Annotated in this window: 17 protein-coding genes; 11 read left to right on the top strand and 6 right to left on the bottom strand. The window is 35.9% G+C overall.

The window, feature by feature from the left end; genetic code table 11:
• Positions 1-40 precede the first annotated feature (40 nt).
• From GN303_RS05525 to GN303_RS05515, 3 genes are all read left to right on the top strand, one after another.
• Positions 41-1,438, top strand: coding sequence for an amino acid permease (locus GN303_RS05525; RefSeq protein WP_110438183.1), 1,398 nt, complete (start codon positions 41-43; stop codon positions 1,436-1,438).
• A 207-nt stretch (positions 1,439-1,645) separates the two neighbouring features.
• Positions 1,646-1,990, top strand: coding sequence for a MarR family transcriptional regulator (locus tag GN303_RS05520; protein ID WP_110438182.1), 345 nt, complete (start codon positions 1,646-1,648; stop codon positions 1,988-1,990).
• Between the two features lie 158 nt (positions 1,991-2,148).
• Complete coding sequence (locus tag GN303_RS05515; RefSeq protein WP_110438181.1) at positions 2,149-2,748, top strand: hypothetical protein; 600 nt, start codon at positions 2,149-2,151, stop codon at positions 2,746-2,748.
• Between the two features lie 40 nt (positions 2,749-2,788).
• On the opposite strand, the gene GN303_RS05510 is transcribed toward GN303_RS05515, so the two are convergent.
• Complete coding sequence (locus GN303_RS05510; protein WP_110438180.1) at positions 2,789-3,823, bottom strand: MraY family glycosyltransferase; 1,035 nt, start codon at positions 3,821-3,823, stop codon at positions 2,789-2,791.
• Between the two features lie 63 nt (positions 3,824-3,886).
• On the opposite strand from GN303_RS05510, the gene GN303_RS05505 reads away from it, so the two are divergent.
• The 4 genes from GN303_RS05505 to proP all read left to right on the top strand — a co-directional run bounded on the left by GN303_RS05505 (position 3,887) and on the right by proP (position 9,148).
• On the top strand, positions 3,887-5,845 hold the full coding sequence (locus GN303_RS05505; RefSeq protein WP_231504006.1) for a polysaccharide biosynthesis protein: 1,959 nt from the start codon (positions 3,887-3,889) through the stop codon (positions 5,843-5,845).
• Between the two features lie 58 nt (positions 5,846-5,903).
• Positions 5,904-7,037, top strand: coding sequence for a DegT/DnrJ/EryC1/StrS family aminotransferase (locus tag GN303_RS05500; protein WP_110438179.1), 1,134 nt, complete (start codon positions 5,904-5,906; stop codon positions 7,035-7,037).
• 4 nt (positions 7,038-7,041) lie between these two features.
• Entirely contained in the window at positions 7,042-7,548 is a 507-nt protein-coding gene (locus GN303_RS05495; RefSeq protein ID WP_110438178.1) for a hypothetical protein, read from the top strand.
• Between the two features lie 97 nt (positions 7,549-7,645).
• Positions 7,646-9,148 (top strand): glycine betaine/L-proline transporter ProP, encoded by a 1,503-nt coding sequence (proP, locus tag GN303_RS05490; protein ID WP_110438177.1) that lies wholly within the window; start codon positions 7,646-7,648, stop codon positions 9,146-9,148.
• Between the two features lie 66 nt (positions 9,149-9,214).
• Here the strand turns inward: proP and GN303_RS05485 are convergent, their stop codons facing one another.
• Positions 9,215-11,104, bottom strand: a complete 1,890-nt coding sequence (locus GN303_RS05485; RefSeq protein ID WP_110438176.1) for an ABC-F family ATP-binding cassette domain-containing protein — start codon at positions 11,102-11,104, stop codon at positions 9,215-9,217.
• Positions 11,105-11,220: 116 nt separating this feature from the next.
• Between GN303_RS05485 and ndk the strand changes: the two genes are divergently transcribed.
• Positions 11,221-11,643 carry a nucleoside-diphosphate kinase gene (ndk, locus tag GN303_RS05480; RefSeq protein ID WP_110438175.1) on the top strand — a complete coding sequence of 141 codons (423 nt, stop codon included), beginning with the start codon at positions 11,221-11,223 and terminating at the stop codon, positions 11,641-11,643.
• Between the two features lie 40 nt (positions 11,644-11,683).
• Here ndk and purN read toward each other — a convergent pair whose 3' ends face one another.
• A complete protein-coding gene (purN, locus tag GN303_RS05475; RefSeq protein WP_110438174.1) occupies positions 11,684-12,301 on the bottom strand; it encodes a phosphoribosylglycinamide formyltransferase in 618 nt (205 codons plus the stop codon).
• Positions 12,302-12,320: 19 nt separating this feature from the next.
• Positions 12,321-13,436, bottom strand: coding sequence for a phosphoribosylformylglycinamidine cyclo-ligase (gene purM / locus GN303_RS05470; protein WP_110438173.1), 1,116 nt, complete (start codon positions 13,434-13,436; stop codon positions 12,321-12,323).
• Positions 13,437-13,545: 109 nt separating this feature from the next.
• On the opposite strand from purM, the gene GN303_RS05465 reads away from it, so the two are divergent.
• The 3 genes from GN303_RS05465 to GN303_RS05455 all read left to right on the top strand — a co-directional run bounded on the left by GN303_RS05465 (position 13,546) and on the right by GN303_RS05455 (position 18,151).
• Complete coding sequence (locus tag GN303_RS05465) at positions 13,546-14,286, top strand: P-loop NTPase family protein (protein ID WP_110438172.1); 741 nt, start codon at positions 13,546-13,548, stop codon at positions 14,284-14,286.
• Positions 14,287-14,544: 258 nt separating this feature from the next.
• Positions 14,545-16,614 (top strand): RNA degradosome polyphosphate kinase, encoded by a 2,070-nt coding sequence (locus GN303_RS05460; RefSeq protein ID WP_231504078.1) that lies wholly within the window; start codon positions 14,545-14,547, stop codon positions 16,612-16,614.
• 43 nt (positions 16,615-16,657) lie between these two features.
• Positions 16,658-18,151 carry a Ppx/GppA family phosphatase gene (locus tag GN303_RS05455; protein ID WP_110438170.1) on the top strand — a complete coding sequence of 498 codons (1,494 nt, stop codon included), beginning with the start codon at positions 16,658-16,660 and terminating at the stop codon, positions 18,149-18,151.
• 331 nt (positions 18,152-18,482) lie between these two features.
• On the opposite strand, the gene GN303_RS05450 is transcribed toward GN303_RS05455, so the two are convergent.
• Entirely contained in the window at positions 18,483-19,952 is a 1,470-nt protein-coding gene (locus GN303_RS05450; RefSeq protein WP_110438168.1) for a PepSY-associated TM helix domain-containing protein, read from the bottom strand.
• A 173-nt stretch (positions 19,953-20,125) separates the two neighbouring features.
• Entirely contained in the window at positions 20,126-20,374 is a 249-nt protein-coding gene (locus GN303_RS05445; protein ID WP_110438167.1) for a hypothetical protein, read from the bottom strand.
• Positions 20,375-20,580: the final 206 nt, after the last annotated feature.

Raw genomic sequence — 20,580 nt, 5'->3', positions numbered from 1 at the left:
TTCAAACACGTTTGAAAAATCAATGTAACAAAGGTTTTTTATGGGTCAGGGTATAGATACAGAACTAAAAAGAAATTTGAGTAACCGACATATGCAGTTAATTGCAATTGGAGGGTGTATAGGCACTGGTCTTTTTATGGGAGCGGCTAATACGATTTCACTTGCTGGTCCCTCTATTATTTTTATTTACTGTATTATTGGTATTATTGTATTCCTTGTAATGCGTGCCTTGGGCGAAATTCTTTTATCTGATTTACGATACAGATCATTTGTAGATTTTGTTACAGAATTGCTTGGACCTTGTTGCGGCTTTGTTTTGGGTTGGTCTTACTGGTTGTGCTGGATTGTCATTGGTATTGCAGATCTAATTGCCATTTCAGGATATACGCAAATATTTTATCCCAATTTGTATTCTTGGATACCGGCTCTATGCTGTATCGCAATATTTTATATTTTAAACCGCTTGACTGTTCGAATATTTGGTGAAATGGAATTTAGTTTTGCCATTATCAAAATTCTAGCCATTATTGTTTTAATTCTTGTTGGTATCTTTTTTATCGTTACGGGTTTTCGTTCTCCATCAGGAGACGTGACCTCTGTAAAAAACATATGGAATCATGGTAATTTGTTTCCTAATGGATTTGAGGGGTTTTTGGCTGGATTTCAAAGTGCCACCTTTGCCTTTATTGGAGTTGAGCTGATTGGTACCGTTGCGGCTGAATCTAAAGATCCGGAAAAAAATTTACCCAAGGCCATTAATAATATCCCTTTAAGAATTTTGATGTTTTACGTATTTTCTGTAATGGTTATTATGGCGGTTATTCCTTGGCAAAGTATCAATCCATCCAAAAGTCCATTTATCATGTTGTTTTTGTTTGCTGGTCTCCCTGCAGCTGCTGCAATAGTCTATATTGTTGTGATTACGTCAGCTGCATCATCCACAAACAGCGGGGTATTTTCCAGTAGCCGTATGTTATATGGTTTGGCAAGACTTAATAAAGCGCCTGCTTTTTTTGGGAATTTATCCAAACATTCTATACCGATAAATGGTCTGAGATTTTCTTGCTTATGTTTATTAACTTCAGTTATCTTATTACTTTTTAATAATAAAAGTATTATTGAAATTTTTACTTTGGTGGCTTCCATTGCGACAATTATTTCATTATTTACCTGGTTGCTAATATTACTGTCCTATATCCAGTATAGAAAAAAACATTTTCATAAACACATGAGTTCTTTCTTCAAATTACCTGGTGGATATATCTCCTGTATTCTTTGCATAATATTTATTTTTTTCACGTTATTGACGCTAATGATACAGTTTGACACGCGTATGGCATTATATATCGGAAGTGCTTGGTTTATTTTTATTACTTTTTGTTATTATATAGTTACAAAATCAAAAAAAAAGAGTAAAATAATTTTACTATCAAAATAAAAAGGAGGTAAATAAAGCTTAAATCTTAATAAACTAATTTTTCAATGAGAAATTTTTATTACTTTTCCTATGTTTTTTTGGTGTGTCAAATTAATTGTAATTAATTTGTTATAATTTTTTGTAGAGAAGGTTGATATTTTAAGTCATAATACTCATTTGTTTAACTGACACAACGTTATATGTAAGTAATTATTCAAAGGTTATAAAATGACTTCTAAAAAAATCCCTTTTGAACAACAGATTGTTATTCTCCAGAATACAATCACGACAATGGTACGTCAGGATAAACCTGACTTGTCAGCACGTCAATTGGCTGTTTTCTTGATTTGTTATTTGAATGAAACAGTTCAGACTGTTCGTGGATTGGCAGCGGCTCTAAGAGTTTCAAAACCAGCTATCACAAGAGCTCTGGATCGATTGGAAGAACTCAATTTGCTAGGTAGAAAAACAGACCCTATGGATCGTCGCTCTGTATTAGTGCAGCGTACAGAAGAAGGTTATGAATATTTGCAGAATATTCAATCCATTATGAGCGAAGCTGTGAAGCAATAATAATGGTTATATAACAATTACTATATATGTTGTAAGAGCAGTTATTAATTCAATAACTGCTTTTTTATTTAATACCCAAAATGAGAATGTAGTTTAATATATTTATTTATTTCCAGGTAAGTGTTATTATAGTACAGAAACTATTTGGGGAAATCATAATGAAAAATAATAACTTACTCTTTGCCGCCACTCTGATTGGATCGTCTTTTTTAATTAATCCAATATTTGCGGCCAATCATCACAAACGTGTTCACCAAGCTGCTGCATCTTCTGAAAAATCCGTAGGTACGGTGACTATGACCTTTCATTCAGCAGATTTAGGCGTTGGTTATACTTGGGGAGATGGTATTCTTCATTATAGAGGACATGTTTACAAGTTCAAGATAAAGGGTGGTGATGTTGTTGCATTAGGTTTTTCAAAATCTCAAGCAACAGGACGTGTTTTTCAGTTAAAAAATATATATGATTTTGCTGGAAAATATGCTGCCGCTACGGGTGAAGCCACAGCTGGTGTTGGTGTAGGGGCTGGAAATCTAAAAAATGCAAAGAATGTTATCATTAAAATGGATACAAACACTGTTGGCGGAAGATTGGCCGGTGCACCTGCAGGTTTTGAAATTAAATTTGTTGATAAACATTTGCAAAAAGCAGCTGAAGCTGACAAGCAGAAAGAAAAAAATATTAAAAAATCTGCAAATAAAAGTCATATGACTGCAGATGAATTAAATGGTGAACAACTAGATAAAATGAAAAAATAGTTGTTTGAATTTTTGGAAATGGTAACTAGATATCATACAGTTACCATTTTTTTATATTTAAAGACTGTGTTTTGTAAAGAATGAATAAAGTCCAGATAAGTTGAGGCAAAATCAGTAGCGAGCACGCGAGTTCAATGTTTTGCAATGAAGTAAGCGGGAATATATAGAATAAAAAACCACCCCAAATGCAAAATAAACATTCTATAAACGTGATTAAAATCGGAGAAATATGACTGCGATGGGCCATTTGATATAAATGGCTGCGATGTGCTTGTAAATAAGGTTCCTTGTTAATTATTCTACGTATTAATGTAAAAGTCACATCAAAAATGAAACCAAACAAAAGAAAAAATATTATTACATTTTGAGAAATTAAGGTGACAAAGTCTGAATTGATCGCTGTGCCTAAGGGGATAATGGCAAAAGAGGCCAATATCAAACCGCAAGCTTGACTGCCGACATCTCCCATAAAAATTTCAGCTTTTGGGAAATTAAAAGGAAGAAAACCGAGCAATCCAGTCAATAGAGATAATGCAAAAATTTTATTTTCCAGATTTGTGCTATAAAAATAAATAAACAGGCAGCAGATTGCGGCAACTCCAGCAGCTAAACCGTTTAAACCATCCATAAAATTATAAGCATTAGTTATATAAACAAGCCAGATTATAAAAAAAGGAAGCAAATATAAATGGTTTTCTAAGAAAGAGGCTGGAAAGACAAAAATACAAACACTTACGGATGCAATAAATTGAATTGCCAGTTTGGATAAGGCTGACCATTGTTTGATATCGTCCAGCCACGAAAATAATGATATGAATGTAATGATTGATAATAAACCTATGATTGATAAAGAATAATGCTGGTTAAATAAGTAAATAAAACTTATATTGGCAGTTAAAAAGGCGGAAATGATACCTATCCCACCGCCTTTTGGTATTGGAAATGTATGAGAACTCCGTTGGTTTGGATTATCCATAATACCAACTGAGGCAACATATTTCACAATTGTTGCGGATAATAGTGTATTGGAGATAAGCCAGATAAGTAACAAATATTTATAGTTTACAGAGTTCATTGTTTTTTAAATGTAATGTAATTAAATAAAGTTATTCTACATTATTTAAATGGAAAAGTGATTTTGCAACAGCCTAATGTAACTATTTCTAGCCAACAAAAAAAGATATTTAATCGTATTGCTATCAATATTTTTATGGATGGTCTGTTGGCAGCCATTGCCGCTCCATTGGCACGTTGGCTTTCTGATCCACAGGGCGGGTTTATCCATCCATTATGGTTTTTAACGGGTGGTGTATTGACCTTGCTGGTTAGTGGAATACCATTTCATATTCCACAACAATATTGGCGTTTTTCCGGGATAGCAGATTTGTTAAATATAGCCGCTGCATCTGTAGGCAGTGCGATATTATTTACCTGTTTATTGTATGTAACCGGATATCCATTACCTTCCGTGACATTTCCGTTTATTTATGCAATGGTTCTTTTGCTATTAATGGGCGGTGGTAGAATAGGTTACCGGATTTTATCTTCAGAAGCATTTAGAAATTATTTCAATAAAAAAAGAAAAATTATCATTGTTGGAAATGATGCAGATATTGATCTGTTTATGCGGGCTATACGGCTTGATCATTCAAACGCATTATCGGTTATGGGACTGATCTCTTTTCGTCAGAATAGAAAAGGACATCGTATTCATAATATTCCCATTTTAGGAAGTTTGGATGATTTTTCTGTCATACTTACACAGCTTGATGCACAAAAAAAATTACCTTCTTTATTCGTGATTATTGGTCAAGAATTAAGAGGGGAGCAATTGCGGGATTTTTTAGCAATTGCGGGTAAATGGAATATTGATGTTCAGAGAACACCAGTAATTACCCATTTATCACCTGCCGCCAATTTAGAATTGAAACCGATTGCTCTTGATGAATTATTGAACAGGCCACAGATTGTCTTGGATCGTGCTGGCATGGCTGAAATGATAAAGGGCAAAGTCGTGGCCATTACAGGTGCGGGAGGAAGTATAGGATCAGAATTGGTTCGGCAAGTTGCTGATTTATCCCCTAAATTATTATTGTTGCTTGATCAAAGCGAATATGCACTATGGAAGATAAATATTGAATTATCGGAAAGTAATTTTGCAGGTTTAAGGGAAACGATCTTAATCAATATACGAGAAAAGAAAAGAGTGGATTCCCTCTTTCAAAAATATAAACCAGATTTGGTTTTTCATGCTGCAGCATTGAAACATGTATTTACAATCGAAAATAATCCAATCGAGGGATTTTTAACAAATATTATTGGTACGCGTGTTGTGGCTGATGCTGCTGTTAAATGCGGGACACAGGCATTTATTATGATATCAACTGATAAAGCCGTTAATCCCTCAAGCTTTATGGGCGTTTCAAAACGAATTGCAGAAATGTATTGTCAGTCTCTCGATAAAACCATTCGTGACAATGATTCTGAAAAGAAAAATCAGGGTTTTGAATGGTTGGGTATGAGCAAAATGCGATTCATTACGGTAAGGTTTGGAAATGTTCTTGGCTCAACAGGATCTGTTGTTCCCCTGTTCAAACGTCAGTTGAGTCATGGAGGACCTTTGACGGTTACCGATCCAAATATGCAACGCTATTTTATGACTATTCCAGAAGCGGTGGGGTTGGTTTTACAGGCTAGCGTAAGAGCAACAATAAGATTTGGGAATGGAGACAAAACGGATGAGATGTTGCATCAGGGGGGCATTTTTGTACTTGATATGGGAAAACCCATAAAAATTCTGGATTTGGCACGTCAGATGATTCGCCTTGCCGGGTTAAAACCGGATGAGGATATAGTCATAGAATTTACCGGAGCAAAACCTGGTGAAAAATTATTTGAGGAATTATTTTATGGTCGTGAAGCCCCAGTTCCAACTGATCATGACGGTTTATTGATGGCAACGCCCAAAGGTATGGATATCAAGGTGGTTACGGAATATATCGATCGGATTAGATATGCATGTGATAATAATGATGTTGTTGAGGCAATAACATATGTGCAGAAATTAGTGCCTGAATTTAAACATTTGTCGAATTAAATGAACGAAATCAAAAAATCGAATAAGATAGTTTAAAAAAATTATTCTAGAGGTGAATATGAATGATCCGATATTATTTTTAGATTTGAACAAACAACAGGTACGTATAGGAAAGATTTTAAAAGATCGTATAGACAAGGTTTTTTCACATGGAAAGTTTATTTTAGGACCTGAAGTTCAGGAGCTTGAAGATCGTTTGGCGGAATATGTCGGTGTTTCATATTGTATAGGGGTTTCATCTGGAACAGATGCAATCCAGATTGCGTTAATGGGTGAAAATGTTGGAAGAGGGGATGCTGTATTTTTACCTGCATTTACCTATACAGCAACAGCTGAGGTTCCATTATTGCTGGGTGCAACTCCCATTTTTGTTGATATTAATCCTGAAACTTTTCAAATTGATCCAATTAATCTCAAAAGTGCAATTGATAAGGTTAAAAAAGAAAATAAATTAAAACCTAAAGCCATTATTGGGGTAGATCTTTTTGGACAGCCTGCGCCATGGAATGAATTATGCCAGATTGCTAACGATGAAAATTTATTTTTGTTGGATGATTGTGCTCAGTCCTTTGGTGGTCAATATCATGGAAAGAAGCTGGGGAGTCAGGCAGATGCTACGATCACTTCATTTTTTCCATCCAAACCTTTTGGAGCCTATGGGGATGGTGGTGCAATTTTTACAAACAGTTTAGAAAAGTTTGAACTTTATCGCTCGTTGCGTTCGCATGGCGAAGGACAAACACGTTATCAGGTTTTGCGAACGGGAATAAATGGACGTTTGGATACGATACAGGCAGCAATATTGTTGGCCAAATTCGGTTATCTTGAAGAGGAGCTTGTAAGAAGAGAAGAAATTGCAACTTTATACGATGCCGCGCTTTTGTCTTGTGTAAAAATACCCGCTCGGGTATTAAATAGTAAAAGTGCCTGGGCAATTTATTCAATTCTATTAAGTGATGAAGCAGAACGCAAATTTGTACAAGATACGTTAAAGGCTGAAAATATTCCCTCGGCCATTTATTATCCCTTACCATTGCATTTACAACCTGCCTATCACTCCTATCATGATGGAACATATTTGTCAGTATCAGAGGAAGTTTCCAAACGGATTTTGGCATTACCTATTCATCCAGAACTTTCGAATGCTCAGGTTAACCGTGTTATTCAAGCAGTTTTAAAAGTAAAAAAATAAAAGAATGAGAAAGCAAAATATAATTTTAACCCTTGTATTAATCGTTTGTCTTACCATTGTGATGATTATATGGCTTTCGGTCAGGGATAAAATTCAACCTGTTACTTTTCCACCGATAGTCAATGCGGAACTTGTTGTTGGGCCCTTGCACAAAAAACGTAGTTTAACACCTTCAGAGCTTGAATTGGTTAAGAAATGGATAAAATCCAATCTAAAAGGTTGGGGACCATTACATCAGAACCCGCCATCTACCGGGGATGTTGAAATTCAGTTTAATCGTGATCTGGACAAAAACTATTATATTAACAAACCTGAACATGAAAAACCTCATCCTTTCACTTTGGTATTGTGGCTTGGGATCAGTCAGGCGGATTGGAATAATAAGATATTTTATGAAGTCATCAATGAGAGTGAAAGCAAGATATTTGTAAAAGATTGTAATGATAGTGCTTTTGATCCATTAAGAAAGCTTGTTGATCAATATGATTATGAAAGGACAGATTTTCCTTAAAATGTTTAAATCTTGTTAAAATCAAAAAAAATTAAAAATTTAAAAAATAAAAAAAATTGATTTATGAAGATAAATTATACTTTTGAAGGAAATATTAATGAGGCCAGTAAAAAAAATATATAAACCAATGAATATTAATGACATCACCATTATCGATGATGATAAATTAAAAAAAGCCATAACTGCAGCCGCACTTGGAAATGCAATGGAATGGTTCGATTTTGGGGTTTATGGATTTTTGGCCTTTGTATTGGGTAAGGTTTTTTTTCCTGATGCTTCACCAAGTGTTCAAATGATTGCCTCATTGGGGACTTTTTCTGTTCCTTTTCTTGTTCGTCCATTGGGGGGAATAGTTTGTGGTATTTTGGGGGATCGATACGGAAGACAAAAAATCCTGGCGATAACTATAATCATAATGTCCTTGGGTACTTGTAGTATTGGATTAATCCCAAGTTATCAATCCATTGGTATTATGTCCCCGATCTTATTATTGATTGCAAAGCTTGTACAGGGGTTTTCAGTAGGTGGAGAATATTCCGGTGCTGCAATTTTTGTCGCGGAATATTCCCCTGATCGTAAACGTGGATTAATGGGAAGTTGGCTTGATTTCGGATCCATCGCAGGGTTTGTAATTGGGGCTGGTGTTGTTGTTTTGATATCCAGCATGATTTCTGATGTGCAGTTTGAGAGATGGGGATGGCGTATTCCTTTCTTTTTAGCCCTTCCTTTGGGAGCAATAGGATTATATTTGCGTCATGAATTGGAGGAAACACCAGCCTTTCAAAAGCATGTCGAGGACATGGAGGCTGAAAGTAAGGTAAACCTCAGAAATTCACCCAAGCTATCATATCGGGAAGTGGCCGGTAAATATTGGAAAAGTTTAATGATATGTGTTGGAATAGTAATTGTTACCAACGTGACGTATTATGTTCTTTTGACTTATATGCCGAGTTATCTTTCACATAATTTGCATTATTCAGAAAATCACGGCGTACTGATTATTATTGCCGTAATGGTTGGTATGTTATTTGTTCAGCCTATAATTGGAATGACAAGTGATAAAATTGGACGGCGTCCTTTTATATTGGGGGGTAGCACTGGACTTTTTTTATTATCTTATCCTGCCTTTTTGATGATTCAAACCAATTCAGTCGGTTTTATATTTATTGGTTTATTAATTCTTGCCATATTATTGAATTGTTTTATCGGTGTGATGGCTTCAATCCTGCCAGCTATTTTTCCAACTCAAATTCGTTATAGCGCATTGGCGATTGCTTTTAATATTTCGATTTTAATCGCAGGCATGACACCAACAATTGTGGCATGGATGGTTGAAGCAACGCATAACTTAAATATGCCTGCATTTTATTTGATGGGTATTTCATTAATAGGACTGTGGACAGGAATACGAATGCCTGAAACGGCCAATAAACCCTTGAGAGGTGAAACACCAACAGCTTCCGATCGTAATGAGGCCAAAGAAATTTTATCAGAACATTTTGATACGATAGAGCAAAAAGTTGAGGAAATTGATGAAAAAATTGCAGATTTGGAACGACGTAGACAGATACTGATTGATCAACATCCTAAACTGGACTGATTCAATATTTTATTAACAGGCAATGATGAAATCATATTCATTGCCTGTTAGTATATTATAAATTATTTACAATTCTTTTTCAGTATTTTCCAGTTTATCTTGTAAAATAAGCCAATCTTCTTCGGCTTGATTTTTTCGTTTTTGATATTCAGCCAATTCGATTTGTAATTTTGTTATTTCTTCAGCTGATACATTTGAATAAAACTCTGGTTCAGCCATTTTTTGTTCAATTTTGAGATAGGCTTCACTATTTTTCTGAATAAGTAATTCAAGAGCCTTTATTTTATTTTTTAACGGTTGAAGTATTTTCCGTTTTTCCGCTCTTTCCTTGCGTGCTAATTTTTGAGATGAGCCAGTTTCTGTATTTTTTACGGATGAATCAAGAATACGTTTATTATCCGTTAGCCATTGACGGTAATCATTGATATCACCATCAAAAGATTCAACTGTACCATTATTAACCAACCAAAGCCGGTCAGCTATCAGTTCTATCAGACGTGGATCATGGGAAATAAGTATGACAGCTCCTTCAAAGGAGGATAATGCATGAATTAGGGATTCTTTGGCATCAAGATCCAAATGATTGGTAGGTTCATCAAGCAATAGGATATTGGGTTTATGACGTGTGATAAGAGCCAGAACAAGTCGAGCTTTTTCTCCACCAGACAAGGATTGAACAGGGGTATCAGTTTGCTCGGTATTTAATCCAAATCGGGCAAGTTGCGCTCTCAATTCAGTGGGTGTGGCTTTTGGTAAAACCTTTTCAAGATGACTGAATGGGGTTTGACCAGGAATAAGTTCTTCTAACTGATGTTGAGCAAAATAACCAACAGAAAGTTTGGTGTGATTATGAATGCTACCTTCCATTGGTTTCAGACAACCTGCGATAAGTTTGATAAAGGTTGATTTACCGTTACCATTTGCACCCAAGAGAGCAATACGGTCATCTGGATCAATTCTTAATGTTAAATTGGAAAGTACAACATGATCGCCGTATCCAATCTTGACTTGATTAAGGGTAATTAATGGAGGCGGTAATTGTACAGGTTGGGGAAATTCGAAATGTATTGCCCTTTCCTCAACAATTTCTTCCAAAACAGGCAGTTTTTCAAGTGCTTTTAAGCGTGCTTGCGCTTGTCTGGCCTTGGTCGCCTTGGCACGAAAGCGATCGACAAAAGCTTGCATATGAGCACGTTTCGCGGCTATTTTTTCAGTTTCCCGATTTTGTTGAAGTATTTTTTCGTTATGTATTTTGATAAATTCATCATATCCTCCAATTGTCATGGACAATTTCTGATGATGAAGATGGGCAATGGCATCAACACATTCATTCAAAAGATTGCGATCATGACTGACAATTATTGCGCTGCCAGAAAAATTGTTGATCCAGGATTGCAACCACAAAGTCGCTTCTAAATCAAGATGATTGGTGGGTTCATCAAGGAGCAGTAAATCGGGATTTAAAAACAATGTGCTCGCTAGAGCAACTCGCATTCTCCATCCACCAGAAAAATCTGAAATAGGACGTTGTTGGTTTTCTGCATTAAAACCCAAACCTGCAAGAATGGTTGCTGCGCGAGCTGGAGCGCTGTCAGCTTGTATGGCTATTAGTCTTTCATGAATTTCAGCAAGCCGATACCCATCCCGTGTTGATTCAGCCTCATTTATGAGATGCGTACGTTCTTTATCCGCTGAAAGCACTGTTTCAATTAATGATAAATTACCAGATGGTGTTTCCTGTTTAACCCGTGCCATTTTTATACGGTTTGATAAAAGGATCTCACCTCCATCAATTGATATATCTTCAGAAATTGCGGCTAGCAATGTTGATTTGCCTGTTCCATTTCGGCCAACCAGTCCAACTTTTTGCCCATTCTCAATGGTAAGGGAAGCATCTTCCAAGAGGGGGCGACCTAAAATTCGAAGGGTAAGGTGATTTATAACCAGCGTACTCACAAATCTGCCTGCAAAATATGATAAAAAAACTATCGACAAGATAAGAGAAATACTTCTATTTACCAATAGAGTATTTTTTCTCTGCAATATATTTATAGATTAAAGGAAATTTCAATATGACTTTACAAAGAACGCTGTCAATTTTAAAACCAGATGCAACACGTCGTAATTTGACTGGTAAAATTAACGCTTTAATTGAAGGGACGGGATTAAAAATCGTTGGACAAAAACGTATTCAGCTAAGCAAGCAGCAAGCTGAAGCTTTTTATTCAGTTCATAAAGAACGTCCTTTTTTCAATGATTTGGTTGAATTTATGATAAGTGGTCCTGTCGTGGTTCAGGTTTTGGAGGGCGAAAACGCTGTTCAAAAAAATCGTGATATCATGGGTGCAACAGATCCTAAAAAAGCTCAGGCACACACGATTCGTGCGCAATTTGCTGAATCAATTGAGGCCAATTCAGTTCATGGATCTGATTCTGCCGAAAATGCAGCTATTGAAATTCGCTTCTTTTTTTCAGACATTGAAATCTGCGTATAAAATCAAAGGTTGGAGATCTTTATCTCCAACCTTTTTAAATTTATCCATTAATCAGGGTATCAGAAGTCGAATCAGCTTCAAATCCCAATAGAAAATTCTTTAAAACTCTTGGATAAAGAAGATGTTCTTGGTCCAATACACGTTTTGCCAAGGTGTTTTCTGTATCATCGGGAAGAACAGGAATTGCTGCCTGACCTAGAATAGGACCATCATCCATTTTTTCTGTTACGATATGAATGGTGCAACCATGTATCTTTACCCCTTTTTTAAGGGCTTTTTTATGGGTATCTAAACCAGGAAAAGCTGGTAAGAGACTTGGATGAATATTTAAGATTTTACCTTTCCATTCATTGATCAAAAACGGGCTTAAAAGTCGCATATAACCTGCAAGACAGATTGTTGTAACATGATGGGCTTGAAGGGCCGCATTAATTTGGCGTTCATGAGCTTGTCTGTTATTGCCAAAATCATAGTCATCAATGACTTGAGTGGAAATACCCGATTTGCGGGCGATTTCCAATCCTTCTGCATCTGGGTTATTACTAATGATCAACTCAATTGATGCTGGGAAAGAGGGTTTGGCACATGCATCAATAAGGGAACGCATATTTGAACCACGTCCGCTTATCATGATCGCTATACGTTTTTTCTTCGACATTTAAAGGGTTCTCACCTTGTTAATCAATTTCAGGAATAAAGGTAAAATCGGGTAGGTCGCTGAAGAATACCTGTTGATCATTATCGAGTTCGGTTTTTGGTTCAATCTGGCCAATGATATAAGCTTGGACATCGGTATCATTAAGTAGTTTATTCACGGCTTCAAAATCTGATGTGATCAATATCATGCCGATACCGCAATTAAATACTTTCAGCATTTCCTCTGGTTGAACGTTGCCAGCGTGGGCCAGCCATGAAAATACTGGTGGCATGGGCCAGCTTTGTCCGTCAACAACAGCCACAAGATTGTCTGGCAAAATACGTGGAAGATTGCCGACAATTCCACCGCCTGTAATATGGGCGGCCCCGTTTAGTAGACCAGCCTCATGAAGTTTTAGTACAGGTTTTACATAAAGCTGTGTCGGGGCGAGTAATGCCTCTCCAAGAAACTGGTTGGGATCGAAAGGTGCCACATCGTCCCATGACAGGTTTTGGGCTTTTACAATTGAGCGTACCAAGGAAAATCCGTTGGAATGAACACCATTTGATGTCAAAGCGATAATTTTATCACCGCCAGTGATATTTTTGGGTAGAATCTGATCTCTTTCAACTGCTCCAACGGCGAATCCGGCCAGATCATAATGCTTTTCCTTGTACATCCCCGGCATTTCCGCTGTTTCTCCACCAATCAAGGCACAGCCACTTGCTTCACAGGCCTTACTGATACTTTGTATGATACGTTGTGCCTGATCAAGCTCTAATTTTCCGGTAGCAAAATAATCGAGAAAAAACAAAGGTCTTGCGCCTTGCACAACGATATCATTCACACACATTCCAACTAGATCAAATCCGATATTGTCGCACAGCCCTGTTTCGATTGCGGGCAAAAGCTTTGTTCCAACCCCATCGGTTCCTGAAACAAGAATTGGATCTAGATAGCCAGTTGCTTTTAAGTCAAATAACGCACCAAATCCGCCCAGATTACCCATAACACCATTATTATGAGTTTGGGAGACAACCGGTTTTATAGCTTCGATCAATGCATCCCCTGTGGCAATACTGACACCAGCATTTTCATAGGTGATTTCATCCTGCTGGTTATTTAGTTCTGTATTCTCAGAAAAATCTGACTTCATTATTAAGCAGCCTCTATTCTTGCTTTATAGGTTTATCTTGAAATGGTTATAGGATAGTTTTACACCATAATAGGGTTTATAGGATAGATTGAATTTTGGTAAAGTAGTAATGCAGGAAAAAAATAAACAAAATTGTTTTTTTAATACGTCAAGGCAGCTCGCTTTACCCTTTACCTATAAGCCTCGTTTTATTTCTTCAGATTTTATAAATTCACCTTCAAATTTTGCTGCACGGACCTGGCTTAGGATCAGTAAAACAACCTACAATGTGCCAGATTGGCCAGATCGACGTTTGGCAATATGGGGAGATTCAGGAACAGGTAAAACGCATTTATTGCAAATATGGGCGGAAAGGGAACAGGCATTATATATTCCAGCTTCTGCTTTACAACAAACCTCTTCTGTATATTGGTCGGAAAAATTACAAAATAAAGAAATAAAAGCCATTGTTATAGATGATGCCGATCTAGTCACTGATTTTCATTCATTGTTGCATATTTTAAACATGACCAAAGAGTTGCGGATCGTAACTGTTCTAGGAGGGCGTTCCCCACCAGCTCGATGGGAAGTTGAGTTGCCCGATTTGGCTAGTCGATTACGGTCAATCATAGCGATTAAAATTGAACAACCTGAAGAGGAATTATTACGGCTTTTATTTCTTCGGTTAGTAGCTGACAGGCAATTGGTTATTCCAACGTCCATTATGGATATTATTCAGTTACGATTACCAAGAACAGCTTTTGCTGTACGTCAGTTTATTGAACGGTTAGATGAAATAACCCTTGTTGAACAGGGGGGAATGACCAGAAATCTGGTCATGAAAATTCTTGATGAATTGTCAATTTTATAATGATATAGAAATAATATGTTATAATTAAACGTGATTTTGAATTATTTGAAAAAACTAGAGAAAATTGTGTTAAAATTGATAAATTAATAAAATAATTTTTAATGCAAATAATTCAGTATAAAGTAATATTACATGATCCAAAAAAATCCTAAAAATATATCGAATATCAATCATTTGACACAAAATAAAATTACTGTGAAACAGTCGGGTCGTAAAATTAAGCAGCGAAACAGTATTCAGATATCTAATAATATCAAAATGGATTATGAGCGTTTTATTAATCGGGAATTATCATGGCTTGATTTTAACCAAAGGGTCGTAGAGGAAGCCGAAAATAAACATAATCCACTTTTGGAAAGGGTACGTTTTTTATCCATTAGTGCAAGCAATCTTGATGAATTTTATTCCGTACGTGTTGCGGGACTGACCGGTCAAGTGAGAGAGGGGTTGATAGCACTTTCTCCTGATGGTTTAACACCTGCAGAACAATTAGTTGCTATTCAGGAAAGGGTTAAGGGACTATTTAGTGACCAGCAACGGATCTATCATGAACTTATAAAATTATTGAGTGACTCAGGTATCATTGTTTGTAAGGCAGAAGAGTTGAACAAGGAAGATCTGGCTTGGTTACATCAATTTTTTATGGAGCGTATTTTTCCAATCCTAACCCCTATTGCCTTGGATCCTGCCCATCCCATTCCATTTATACCGAATTTAAATCTCGCAATTGCTTTAAGATTGATTAGCCAAAATAACAGCCGCAAATATGTTATGATTTTATTGCCGTCGCAGCTGTTGCGTTTTATACCTTTGCCTTTATCGTTATGTAGCAATAAAATTCAAAGGTTTGTTTTATTGGAGGATTTGGTTAGGATATTTATTTCATCGATCTTTCCTGGATACAAAATTGCGAATTATGGCTTGTTACGCGTTATTCGTGATACAGATGTCGAATTTGAAGAAGAAGCGGAGGATCTGGTGAGATCCTATGAAACAGCCTTGAAAAGAAGAAGACGCGGGGTTGTGATTCATTTGGATATCGATGAACATTTCCCTCCAAAACTTGGTGAAATAGTTGCCCATGCTCTTGAAGTGCCTCCGGAAGAGGTGACGGTTCATAAGGGAATACTGGGATTGGTGGATGTTAAGCAACTCATTGTTGATAACAGGCCAGATCTCCTTTTTCCATATTATGCACCTCATCTTCCCGCGCGTATTCGGGAAAGTGCCGGGGACTGTTTTGCCCTGTTACGCTCAAAAGATTTGTTGGCATACCATCCTTTCGAGAGTTTTGATGTTGTGATTCAATTTTTGCGTCAGGCGGCTCAAGACCCTCAGGTTTTAGCCATTAAACAAACTTTATATCGAACATCCCGGGACAGTCCCATTGTCAAAGCTTTAATTGAGGCGGCAGAAAATGGAATTTCCGTAACAGCCATTGTTGAATTAAGGGCCCGTTTTGATGAAGAAGCCAATATTCGTCTTTCACGGGATTTGGAGGCAGCCGGTGTGCAGGTTGTTTTCGGTTTTGCCGATTGGAAGACCCATGCAAAATTGAGTCTTGTTGTTAGAAGAGAGGGGGGAAACATACGCTCTTATGCCCATTTTGGCACTGGCAATTATCATCCGATTACAGCAAAAATTTATACTGATTTATCCTATTTTACCTGTAATGCCGAATTAACGCGTGATGCGGCCAAATTATTTAATTATGTCACGGGATATGCACGTCCTGACAAAATGGAAAAAATTGCGTTTTCACCTCTAACCATCCGTAAAACCTTAAATGAATTGATTGATGATGAAATTGCTTTCGTAAAAGCAGGCAAACCGGGTGCGATGTGGCTTAAAATGAATTCTCTTGTGGATCCACAATTAATTGACAAATTATATGAGGCGTCTTGTGCAGGTGTAAAAATAAATATAATTGTTCGAGGAATTTGCTGTCTTCGTCCGGGTATCAAAAATCTTTCTGAAAATATATTTGTCAAATCAATTGTTGGCCGTTTTCTTGAACATGCCAGAGTCTTTGTATTTGGAAACGGGTACGAGCTTCCTTCAAGATCGGCTAAAGTCTATATGTCTTCTGCAGATTGGATGGAAAGAAATATGGATCGTCGGATCGAGGAAATGATACCTATCTTGCCAGAAGATATTCATTATAAAATTTTAAATCAGTTAATGGTTGCAAATCTGAAAGATAATATGCAGTCTTGGCAATTGGGGAGGGATAAAAAATGGAAACGTCTTGAATCTTCGGAACCTCCTTTTTCCGCACATAACTATTTTATGGAGAATCCCTCGTTGGATACAAGACCTTTGGATTAGACTATAATCTGCTATAATTTTTTTTGCCTCAAAGGAAATAATAATGATCCATTCTTCTTCCTCAATACGATCAGCAATTGTTGATTTGGGCTCGAATTCCGTTCGTTTAGTTGTTTTTGAAGGAAGGGAGCGTAATCCCGTAATTATCTTTAATGAAAAAGCCACACTTAGATTGGGAAGCGGGTTGGAAAAAACAGGTAAACTCAATCCGCAAGGTGTCTTGTTAGCCGAAGATGTTTTTAAAAGGTTTTATGCAATTGCCACGACAATGAAGGCGGATCCATTTGTTGTCCTAGCGACTGCAGCGGTTAGAGATGCAGATGATGGACATGAATTTTTAAAAAAATTGCATAAATGGATGCCTTGTGTACCTGTTCAAATATTGACTGGCGAACAGGAAGCAGATTATGCCGCTGCAGGTGTAATGTGCAGTATTCCGAATGCGGACGGTGTTGTTGCGGATATTGGTGGTGGCTCTATGGAGCTGGTGCAAATTTCAAATCAGCAGCGATATAATGCACAAACCTTGTCTTTGGGTGTTATTCGCCTGATGGATCGTGCAGGCAAGAAAATTCCAAAAGCGAATGTTATTGCGGGTAGGGATATAAAATCGGTTAAATGGTTGCATGAATCCAAAAAGAAAAAATTATATTTGGTCGGTGGTGCTTTTCGGGCAATGGCACAATTATATATGGAATACACTTCTTATCCGATTTGTATCGTTCATTATTATACGCTTTCTTATAATGAAGCAAAAATTCTTGTGGATTGGATTTTACTTAAGCTAAAAGATGGAAATTTAAATACACAGGCCTTAATTCATAAAAGGTTAAACGATTTACCATATGCCGCCACGGTGTTGAAACAGTTATTAATGATTTTGAAACCGTCAAAAATTATTTTTTGCGCAGAAGGGGTTCGGGAAGGTTGGTATATGCGAAATGTTATTGCCGAAAATAATCGTAATCAAAACCCACAAGAAGCTGCAGCTTTAGATATTTGTAAACGATTGGGTCGTGTACAGGAATTTCCTTCCGCTCTGATCAAGTGGACAGATTCACTTTTTAATAATGAAGATCAGGATATGCAGCAAAAACGCTGGGTAGCCTGTATGATTTCTGATTGTGGTTGTCATGACCATCCAGCCTATCGTAAAGAGCAGGCTTATTATCGTATTTTACGAATGGCCGGCATGGCGTTTGACCATCAGTTGCGAGCCTTTTTGGCCTTGACAATTGCGATACGTTATGATGCCACCATGAATGATAAATTTCTGTCTGCTTCCAAGAAAATTCTTTCTCCTAAACATTATGAACAGGCTGTGATATTGGGACTGGCATTTCGATTGGCATATACATTATCAGGAAATCTTCCCAATCTTTTGTTGAGAACACGGTTAAAAGTTGGGAAAAAGAAACTTACATTATATTATTATCATCATCTGGATGCTGTTATCAGTGAGACAGTCTCACGTCGTTTGTCCCGATTAGGTCAATTGATGGGTCTTGATACGAAATTACTGCCTGACCATAAATGAATAAATTTATATAGATACTTGCCTGACTATGAAGCAAATATAGAATGAAATTTATCATTCCATTTTAAAAAAAATTGAGGAAAGTAACTTATCACGATAGTGACTGCAAGCATATTGATGGAGGTCAGGTTGACCCCAATTATCCAGCCTATCTTCCTCCAACATAAATGACAAAGTATAAAGCTGCAAAATATAAGCAACACACTGATAATTTTACAATAATATTTTATTTGTTCGTTTGAATACTGGTTTGGTAGTTTATCTTGAAATTTCTTCAGACTGCCAGCAAAAACGAATATGCCAAGAATATTTAACGTTATAATAAGTATGATCATGATAGATAAGATTTTTTATTTAAATATGAGCAAAACAATAATGAAACAATACCTAAAATAAAAACTGTGCCATCCATTTTTATAAAAAGGAAATTTCCATTCAGTAACGAGGCTTTTATCAGGATATTATTGAATAACAGATCCACAATAGGAAGAAGTAGACAGAGATAGCTGAATATTGTCATTAATTTTTTTAAGGCATGATTTGTATAGTTAAAATATGCTGATAAAAAACCGTAAATGCAGACAAGAAGACATATTGTGAAAAATAAAAAAATTTCATTATGGATTCTGTTTGGAAAATCAAAGGGAATAAATCGATTGATCCATAAAAGGGATATGAATCCTATAAGAGTTCCCATAATGACGCTAGTATTAATTCCTTCAATTGTTTTATATCCAATATAGGTTATTTTGTTTGTAAAAAGTTTATTTTTATGGCGATTAGAATAATATAAAAGACCAAAAGCTATGCAAAACGCACTGCCCAATCCTAATATAAAATTGATAGTTCTGAATATGGCTCCACCTGCCCTGGCCATATGAATGCCAAAAATAACTTTTTCAGGATAACCAAACATGGGGGATAAGGAAGAATGTGATGTTAATTTTCCTGAAGTTTTATCAAAACCAACTAGATTTTTAAAACTGGTTAGATGACTATTGTTCGCTTCACTTATTTTTATTTCTTTAGGAGTAAAAAAAATGAATCCTGCGGGATTATTAAAATAACGTTCAGTTTCATTAACTAAATTGAGTAAATTTTGTTTAGATAATGTGTTCAGATTGTCTTTATATATATTTTCAGGTTTTGATTGAGGATGAGGAGAAGGTAGATAATGAGGAATGATGAATAAAAAACCGCTTAATGCTATTATAAAAAGAAATGGCAAGAAAATTATTCCAATGGACGTATGATAATTAAGTTGTTGTCGAAGGGGGGCAGCCTTGACCTGAAGGTTAAAAAGCATTTTGATAAAGGGTTTATAATGTAAAATCACACCAGTAATGATTGAAAGAATAAAGAAAAAAGCGACAATAAGTAAAATAAATTGTCCATATCTAGGATTCATATATAGTTTTTTATGAATGGAAACGATAAATGAAGCGCCTGCTGTATTTCGGACTGGAATAATATTCCCTTCATGAGGGTCAAGAACAATATTGCGTTTTATATTGCCTTTTAAATAGGAAACATATAGATAGGGATCGCGAGAAGAGGGAAGTTTAATTAAATTTTTGGGCATATTTTGGCTATATGTCCAAATTTTGTAGGCATTATCCAGTGCCTTGGAGGAAAGGGGGGCCGGTTTGACCCGTGCAAGTTCTGGCCGCATCCATTGATTGATTTCACTATCAAATAAGGTTAGGCTGCCTGAAATAATAATTATAAAAAGAAACCATCCACCTGCCAGCCCTATCCAGCGATGAATGGATTTTATCAAGAATAAAGTTTTTTGATGCATAATATGATTTGTAACGCTTAATGATAATAATTATTATTATCAGAAATAATAAAAAAGCAATAGTCTTGACATTATTATAGAGGAATTTAAATTTTTTATATATAAATAATAATTATAATAATAATGAAATATTTATATATAAAAAAGAATTCAGATGGCTGATAAGTAATAAGTTAGGTATTTTCAACAATTGTGATGGAAGCTTCGGGAACTCTTTGCAATTGGATAATATCCTTGTCTATATTTTCAAGAGATGTTGTGTCTGTATTATTGATTTGTCTTATGGCATGAAAATTGATGCATGAATTTTTAAGGGAATATCTTATTTTTATGACCTTCCATAGTTGATCAAGATAAAAAATGATATTTCCACAATTAATGTTTTGTACGGGGATATCTCTTACATTTATTTTAGAAGGCATAGTATTTCCTATCATAGTGTAAGTATAAGATTTGTGTTTTGTTTTATAAAGGTTGTTTGTAGTTTTAATTTAGTTATATTTGTTTTCTTTTAATAAAGGTATTTATTTAATAAAATTAAAGAGTATATTTGAATATTTTAAATAAAATGAGTAGATAAAAATATCAGCAAAATCTATTGCAATTTTTAGAAACAAAATTTTTTATT

Origin of the sequence: Commensalibacter melissae (assembly GCF_009734185.1) — a bacterium.
In the GTDB taxonomy this organism is placed as follows: Bacteria; Pseudomonadota; Alphaproteobacteria; order Acetobacterales; family Acetobacteraceae; genus Commensalibacter; species Commensalibacter melissae.
Note: the sequence above shows the minus strand (reverse complement) of the source record. Positions and strands in the feature narration are given on the sequence as shown.

Bases quoted from the DNA above. Each gene is read 5' to 3' on its own strand.
- GN303_RS05455 (WP_110438170.1), top strand. From the start codon at position 16,658: ATGATCCATTCTTCTTCCTCAATACGATCAGCAATTGTTGATTTGGGC.
- GN303_RS05525 (WP_110438183.1), top strand. From the start codon at position 41: ATGGGTCAGGGTATAGATACAGAACTAAAAAGAAATTTGAGTAACCGA.
- GN303_RS05450 (WP_110438168.1), bottom strand. From the start codon at position 19,952: ATGCATCAAAAAACTTTATTCTTGATAAAATCCATTCATCGCTGGATA.
- GN303_RS05515 (WP_110438181.1), top strand. From the start codon at position 2,149: ATGAAAAATAATAACTTACTCTTTGCCGCCACTCTGATTGGATCGTCT.
- GN303_RS05495 (WP_110438178.1), top strand. From the start codon at position 7,042: ATGAGAAAGCAAAATATAATTTTAACCCTTGTATTAATCGTTTGTCTT.
- proP (WP_110438177.1), top strand. From the start codon at position 7,646: ATGAGGCCAGTAAAAAAAATATATAAACCAATGAATATTAATGACATC.
- purN (WP_110438174.1), bottom strand. From the start codon at position 12,301: ATGTCGAAGAAAAAACGTATAGCGATCATGATAAGCGGACGTGGTTCA.
- GN303_RS05510 (WP_110438180.1), bottom strand. From the start codon at position 3,823: ATGAACTCTGTAAACTATAAATATTTGTTACTTATCTGGCTTATCTCC.
- GN303_RS05445 (WP_110438167.1), bottom strand. From the start codon at position 20,374: ATGCCTTCTAAAATAAATGTAAGAGATATCCCCGTACAAAACATTAAT.
- purM (WP_110438173.1), bottom strand. From the start codon at position 13,436: ATGAAGTCAGATTTTTCTGAGAATACAGAACTAAATAACCAGCAGGAT.
- GN303_RS05465 (WP_110438172.1), top strand. From the start codon at position 13,546: ATGCAGGAAAAAAATAAACAAAATTGTTTTTTTAATACGTCAAGGCAG.
- ndk (WP_110438175.1), top strand. From the start codon at position 11,221: ATGACTTTACAAAGAACGCTGTCAATTTTAAAACCAGATGCAACACGT.
- GN303_RS05520 (WP_110438182.1), top strand. From the start codon at position 1,646: ATGACTTCTAAAAAAATCCCTTTTGAACAACAGATTGTTATTCTCCAG.
- GN303_RS05500 (WP_110438179.1), top strand. From the start codon at position 5,904: ATGAATGATCCGATATTATTTTTAGATTTGAACAAACAACAGGTACGT.
- GN303_RS05460 (WP_231504078.1), top strand. From the start codon at position 14,545: ATGGATTATGAGCGTTTTATTAATCGGGAATTATCATGGCTTGATTTT.